General features: G+C 51.7%; 1 protein-coding gene. It reads right to left on the bottom strand.

Going from position 1 to position 2,490, the window contains the following annotated elements:
* Positions 1 to 97 precede the first annotated feature (97 nt).
* Positions 98 to 2,266, bottom strand: coding sequence for a TonB-dependent siderophore receptor FetA/FrpB (gene fetA / locus HMPREF2959_RS07805; RefSeq protein ID WP_002243383.1), 2,169 nt, complete (start codon positions 2,264 to 2,266; stop codon positions 98 to 100).
* Positions 2,267 to 2,490: the final 224 nt, after the last annotated feature.

The following is a 2,490-nucleotide window of genomic DNA, read 5'->3' as shown; positions in this document are numbered from 1 at the left end:
ACGCCGTACTGGTTTTTGTTAATCCACTATATATCAAATTATCAGAACAGATGCCGTCTGAAAGGCTTTCAGACGGCATTTTTTCGGGATGTGCGTTTTAGAACTTGTAGTTCACGCCCAAGCGTACATCGCGGCCCACGCCCGGCAGGGTATTGGTCCAGCGTTGGCTGTGCGGATAGTAGAACGTGTTGAACACGTTGTTAACCGAAAGATTAACATTGAGCGTGTCTTTGCCCAGCGGTTTCCAGTTGGCGAAGACATCGTTCACACCGAAACCTTTGCGTACAACGTTTTCCAATTTGCCGTTGCGGTCTTTTTGACCTGCCACCAATATCGAACCCACGGCTTTTTGAACATAACGGCCGCGCCAGCCGATTTCCAGATTCGGATTTTGGAAGCGGTAGGCAAGGGAGGCCGTCCAAGTGCGGCCGACTTGTGCGCCAAATTCAGGATTCGCGCTCAACAGCTTGTCTTTGTGCGTATCGTAAAAGCGCGGTTTGCTGTGGCTTACGCCGACTTTGGCAGTCAGGCCGCCGGTGCGGTAGGACGCGCCCAATTCGTAACCGTGGTTTTTGATGTAACCGGCATTGACGGCTTCACGGACGGCGGCAGAGACGTGGCGGTTTTGCGGATTGGCAAGCGCGTCTTTGATGGTTTGCCAGAAGTAGCTGCCGTTGGCGGCAAACGTGCCGTCGTTGTAGTTGAAGCCGATTTCGGTATTGCGCGCGCGTTCGGCTTTGGTGCCGTCGGCAATCGAGATGATGCCGCGCTTGCCGTGGGTTTGCAGCGCGTCATACAGGCGCGGGCTGCGGCTGGCGTAGTTGTGGCTCGCGCTGAAGCTCCAGTGTTCGTGCGGCTGCCAAATCACACCGAAACTCGGGTTAAGGTTGCTGCTTGAAACGGTTTTGCCGTCGTGGGTTTTCACTTTGAAGCGGTCGTAACGCAGCCCGCCGGTCAGGGTAAAGCCGTCAATCTCGTGAATGGCTTCGATATACGCGCCGGTATCGGTTTTGGTCGGGTTGGACAGTTTGTAGGAATGGACAAGATCCATATCTTTCTTGTCTTTCGCTTTTTCTTCAGCGGTCTTATCTATTTCTTTTTTGGGATCTTTCGGATCTTTCTTCTTATCGGAGATCTCAAATTTCGAGTTCAAAAACGCTTGCGGTTTGATTTCCTGATGGCGGTAGTTGATACCGTATTTCAACAGGGTTTGTTCGGCAAGGCGGCTGTCGAAGTTGAAGTTCGCACCACGAGTGGTGATTCGGGTATGGTTGGGGCCTTTTACATTGCCTGCGTAGCCGGTGCCGCTGTCATCGGCGGAATAGCGTTCTTTTTCCAACACATAGGCGTTGGCATCCAGTTTTTCGACAAAGCCCAGGTTTTTACCCGTGTACGCCAAATTGGTGTTGGATTGTGTGGTTTCGCGGTAAGCAGGGGCTTGGCGTTTAATATTTATCCGTGAATCTTCGCTGCCGACGGTAAATTCTTCACGCACAGTGCGGATGCCCCGGTGTTGGTCTTTCATATGGCTCAACACGATGCGGTGGTCGTCGTCGCCGAAAGTTGTTCCGATTTTGGCGAGGTAGCTGCGTTTGTCCAGCGCGCTGTACGGTACGGTTTTGCCGCCGTTGACATTGCGGAAACCTTTGCCGGCTTCGTAATCTTTTTCATCGTTGCGGTTGTAAGAGAACAAGCCGTCGAAGTTGCCCTCTTTTCCGAATACGCTGGCGCCGTAGCTTACGCCTTCGTTGCTGGCAAAGCCGCTGTTGAGGCGCACGCCCCAGTTTTTATCCAAGCCTTTGAGCAGGTCTTGGGCATCGACGGTTTTGGCGATAATCGCGCCGTTGGTTGCGCCGATACCGGCAGAGGCGGAACCCGCGCCTTTTTGTACGGAAACGACTTTAACCAAAGCGGGATCGACAATAAATCTGCCTTGGTGGTAAAGGATTTGGCTGTCGGAATAGGCGTTGTCCACCTTGATGTCGACAGAGTTCTGACCCATGCCGCGCAGCGTCAGGAATTGGGACGTGCCGTTGCCGCCGCCGAAATCGATGGAAGGCTCTTCTTTTAAGAGTTCGCGCATATCGGTTGCGGTGCTTTCGTCTTTTTGTTGCAGCGTAACGATGTTGGTACGGATTTTGCTGCCTTGGCGGTCGCCTTTTACGGTAATGGTATCCAATGCGACATTGGCGTTGCCTGCCGCGTGGGCAAAGCCTGCCGCAAGTGTGAGCGAGAGCAGGCTGAGGCGGAAAAACGGGGCGTTCATTTGTTCGTCCTTTTGAGTGTATGAAGGGAAGTAAATCCAAACCGTTAAGATTTGGCAGGATAAGAAAAATAATTAATAATTATTTTTATTTATATTAACAGGGGGGGGGGGGGATTTTTGCAAAGCTGATTATCGTTTTTATTTGCGAAGTGTTGTTTTTTGTTGACAGGTTTTGTCGGAAATGTATAGTGGACTAGGGCGTGTCCTCAATTTAACTTAGCATG

Source organism: Neisseria sp. HMSC070F02 (assembly GCF_001814225.1).
Classification (GTDB): Bacteria; Pseudomonadota; Gammaproteobacteria; order Burkholderiales; family Neisseriaceae; genus Neisseria; species Neisseria meningitidis.
This window is presented reverse-complemented; position numbering and strand designations above follow the sequence as displayed.

Excerpts from the sequence above, each read along its gene's own strand:
- fetA (WP_002243383.1), bottom strand. The coding sequence starts at position 2,266 with ATGAACGCCCCGTTTTTCCGCCTCAGCCTGCTCTCGCTCACACTTGCG.